At 68.0% G+C, this 3,932-nt stretch carries 4 protein-coding genes; 3 read left to right on the top strand and 1 reads right to left on the bottom strand.

The genetic code is table 11. From position 1 onward, the window contains the following. Nucleotides 1–45: 45 nt before the first annotated feature. Nucleotides 46–1,296, bottom strand: coding sequence for a cytochrome P450 (locus ACWFRB_RS26230; RefSeq protein WP_452644253.1), 1,251 nt, complete (start codon nt 1,294–1,296; stop codon nt 46–48). Nucleotides 1,297–1,469: 173 nt separating this feature from the next. Between ACWFRB_RS26230 and ACWFRB_RS26225 the strand changes: the two genes are divergently transcribed. The 3 genes from ACWFRB_RS26225 (at nt 1,470) to ACWFRB_RS26215 (ending at nt 3,884) form a co-directional block, all read left to right on the top strand. Then, nucleotides 1,470–2,633, top strand: a complete 1,164-nt coding sequence (locus tag ACWFRB_RS26225) for a steroid 3-ketoacyl-CoA thiolase (RefSeq protein WP_452644251.1) — start codon at nt 1,470–1,472, stop codon at nt 2,631–2,633. A 22-nt stretch (nt 2,634–2,655) separates the two neighbouring features. Continuing rightward, a complete protein-coding gene (locus ACWFRB_RS26220; RefSeq protein WP_452644255.1) occupies nt 2,656–3,105 on the top strand; it encodes a nitroreductase family deazaflavin-dependent oxidoreductase in 450 nt (149 codons plus the stop codon). Between the two features lie 107 nt (nt 3,106–3,212). Further along, nucleotides 3,213–3,884: a GNAT family N-acetyltransferase gene (locus ACWFRB_RS26215; RefSeq protein ID WP_452644249.1), complete on the top strand. Its 672-nt coding sequence runs from the start codon at nt 3,213–3,215 to the stop codon at nt 3,882–3,884. Nucleotides 3,885–3,932 lie beyond the last annotated feature (48 nt).

Here is a 3,932-nt window from a genome sequence, read left to right as displayed (position 1 = left end):
GTGGCCGCGCCGGCGCTGCCGGATGGTGCTGGTGGATCGACCGCCCTAGTGGTCGACCGGGCAACCGCCGGTCTTGTAGTCGACCTGGTACTCCTTGATGCCGTTGAGCCAGCCGGACCGCAGGCGGCGGGTCGCGCCGACCTCGGTGATGTCCGGGAGGAAGTCGGCGATCGCGTTGAAGATCAGGTCGATCTCCATCCGGGCCAGGTTGGCGCCGAGGCAGTAGTGGGCGCCGGTGCCGCCGAAGGACAGGTGCGGGTTCGGGTCACGGAGGATGTCGAACTTCTCCGGGTTCTCGAACACGTCCTCGTCGAAGTTCGCCGACACGTAGTTCATCACCACGCGCTGGCCCTTCTTGATCGCCACGCCGCCGATTTCGGTGTCCTCGAGCGCGGTGCGCTGGAAGGCCGCGACCGGGGTGGCCCAGCGGATGATCTCGTCGGCCGTGGTCTTCGGACGCTCCTTCTTGTACAGCTCCCACTGCTCGGGGTTGTCCATGAAGGCCTTCATGCCGTGCGTGGTGGCGTTGCGGGTGGTCTCGTTGCCTGCCACCGCGAGCACGATCACGAAGAAGCCGAACTCCTCCGGGCTGAGCTCGTCGCCGTCGACGTCCGCCTCGATGAGCGTGGTGACGAGGTCGTCGCCCGGGTTCGCCTTGCGCGCCTCGGCCAGCTGGTACGCGTATCCGAGGATCTCCATCGACGCGGCCGCCGGATCGATGTCGGCGAACTCGGGATCGTCGTACGAGGTCATCTGGTTGGACCACTCGAAGACCTTGCCGCGGTCCTCCTGCGGCACACCGATGAGTTCGGCGATGGCCTGCAGCGGCAGCTCCGCCGCGACCTGGGTGACGAAGTCGCCGCTGCCCTCCGCGGCGGCGGCCTTGACGATGGCCTCGGCGCGGTCGCGCAGCTCTTCCTTGATCCCGTTGATCGCGCGGGGGGTGAAGCCGCGGGAGACCAGCTTGCGCAGCTTGGTGTGCTCCGGCGCGTCCTTGTTCAGGAGCACGAAGCGCTGCAGTTCGATCTGCTCGCGCTTCATGTCATCGGCGAAGCGCGGGATCGCGGTGTTCTCCCAGGTGGAGAACACATCGCGCATCGACACATCGCGGATGTCCTCGTGCCGGGTGACCAGCCAGTAGCCACCGTCGTTGAACCCGCCGACGCCGTCGGGCTGCTCGACCCAGTACACCGGCTCGGCCTTGCGGACCTCGGCGAGTTCTTCCACCGGCAGCCGGTGCGCGTAGATATCGGGGTCCGTAAAGTCGAATCCCGCGGGAATGTTGGGCTGTGCCACTGTTGTCTCCTGCCATCGCGACCGGCGCCGCGCGTGATGTGGAACACGTTCTACAAAGATTGAAGCATAGAGCTTCGATGGGGGAAAGACTAGGCAAAGAACTGGGCCCATTCTCCTTGCTCAATAGGGAGAACCTGTTCTACTTTTTGTAGACACGTGGAAAGGAGCCCGCCGTGGGCACACCAGTTATCGTCGAGGCAGTCCGTACTCCGATCGGCAAGCGAGGCGGCTGGCTGTCCGGCCTGCACGCGGCGGAGACCCTCGGCGCGGTCCAGGTCGGAATTCTCGAGCGGGCGGGCATCGATCCCCTCCTCGTCGAGCAGGTCATCGGCGGCTGCGTCACTCAGGCCGGTGCACAGTCCAACAACGTCACCCGCACCGCCTGGCTGGCGGCGGGACTCCCGTGGCAGACCGGCGCCACCACCATCGACTGCCAGTGCGGCTCCGCGCAGCAGGCCAACCACCTGATCGCCGGTCTCATCGCCACCGGCGCCATCGACATCGGCATCGCCTGCGGCGTCGAGCAGATGAGCCAGGTCCCGCTCGGCGCCAACGTCGGCACCGAGGCAGGCCCGCGCCGCCCGGCGTCGTGGGACATCGACTTGCCCGCCCAGTTCGAGGCGGCCGAGCGGATCGCGAAGCGCCGCGGCCTGACCCGGGACGACATCGAGGCGCTCGGCGTCCGGTCGCAGGCGCTGGCCAAGCAGGCGTGGGCCGAGGGCCGCTTCGACCGTGAGGTTCTGCCCGTGACGGCGCCCATCATCGGCGAGGACAAGCTCCCGACCGACGAGACGCATGTCGTCTCCCGCGACCAGGGCCTGCGCGACACCACCGCGGAGTCCCTCGCCAAGCTCAAGCCGGTCATCGAGGGCGGCATCCACACCGCGGGAACCTCCTCTCAGATCTCCGACGGCGCCGCCGCGGTGCTGCTGATGGACTCCGACCGCGCCAAGGCCCTCGGCCTCAAGCCCCGCGCCCGGATCGTCTCCCAGGTGCTCGTCGGCGCCGAGCCCGAGTTCCACCTCGACGGCCCGGTCCAGGCCACCGCCAAGGTGCTCGAGAAGGCCGGCATGAAGATCGGCGACCTCGACCTGTTCGAGGTCAACGAGGCCTTCGCCTCCGTCGCGCTGTCCTGGGCGCAGGTGCACGGTCCGGACATGGACAAGGTCAACGTCAACGGCGGCGCGCTCGCGCTCGGACATCCCGTCGGCAGCACCGGTTCGCGCCTGATCACCACCGCCCTCCACGAGCTCGAGCGCCGCGACGCCTCGACCGCGCTGATCTCGATGTGCGCGGGCGGCGCGCTCGCCACCGGCACCATCATCGAGCGGATCTGATCCGGCCGTGAAGCGCCCACCGATGCTCGATACGCAGTTCACCCGAATCATCATCAAGTGGATGTCGAAGACGAACGTGATCGCGTACCGGGCGACCGGTGGGCGTGTCGGCGGCAAGTGGCGGGTCGGCAGCGCCGCGAAGAGCGGCCTGCCGATCTGCCTGCTCACCACCACCGGCCGCAAGTCCGGCGAGCCGCGGGTGAGCCCGCTGCTGTTCCTCGAGGACGGCGACCGGGTGGTACTGGTGGCTTCGCAGGGCGGCCAGCCCAAGAACCCGCTGTGGTACCTGAACCTCAAGGCCGACCCCAACGTGAAGGTCCAGATCCGTTCCGACGTGCGCCATCTGGTGGCGAAGGTCGCTGACGGCGCCGAGCGCGCGGAGCTGTGGCCCCGGCTGGTCGCGATGTACCCCGAGTTCGACGATTACCAGTCCTGGGTCGAACGCGAGATCCCCGTCGTCGTCTGTTCGTAGCAATTGCGGGCCCGTTGACAGACAATCTGGGTGGAGCCCGCAGGATTGCCCATCCGGCAGGTGCGTGCTCCGCGCTGTTGCAACTCAACGGATAGGGAGATTTCGTCATGACGGCTGGCCCCCAAGATCAGATCCTGGACCGACGTGAACTCGCCTCGGCGCTCCTGCGGGCGCTCGATCTGCGGCACGAGGTCCTCGATGCCATCGTCGACAGTGACGATCACGCCGCCGCTGTACGCAGTGTGAGCGCGCTCCTCGAGACGACCGAGGACAACGCGAATGCGGTGCTGGGTCTGCAACTCGGGCGTCTGACCAGGCTCGAGCGCGACCACCTCCGCGACGAGGTGACCAACCTGGACGCGACGCTGAAGTGGCTGCCGGAACAGCGTCCCTTCAGCACCGGCACGAACGTGCGGCTGCGCCCGTTCACCCAGGACGACGAGGACGTGGAGCTCTACCGGCGACGCTCGGCCGAGCAGCTCGATGCCGACGGCACACCGTGGCAGGCGGATCGCATCGAGGAAGAGCGCCGGGCCGGCCTGAACCGGGTCGACGAGGAGACCGCGGCGTGGTTCGTCGCGGAGAACACCAGCGGCGAGCGGCCGGAGTGCGTCGGGCTCGTGTTCGGCGAACTGCACGGCGGCGAGGTGGAGCTCGCGGTGTGGGTCGCGCCCGAGTCACGCAAGCAGGGTTACGGCACCGCCGTGATCAAGCTGTCGCGACCGGAACTCGCCGCCTACTTCCCCGGCACGACGGTCATCGTCCGCTCCCCCGCCTAGGCGCTTCGCGCCCGTGCGCGGTTGACGAGTCCACACACTCGTCAACCG

It is taken from the genome of Rhodococcus sp. NPDC055112, assembly GCF_053607505.1.
The sequence above is the reverse complement of the archived record's forward strand: the minus strand, read 5'-3'. Positions and strand labels throughout refer to the sequence as shown.

Coding starts and splice junctions, on each gene's coding strand:
- ACWFRB_RS26220 (WP_452644255.1), top strand. CDS start 2,656: ATGCTCGATACGCAGTTCACCCGAATCATCATCAAGTGGATGTCGAAG.
- ACWFRB_RS26215 (WP_452644249.1), top strand. CDS start 3,213: ATGACGGCTGGCCCCCAAGATCAGATCCTGGACCGACGTGAACTCGCC.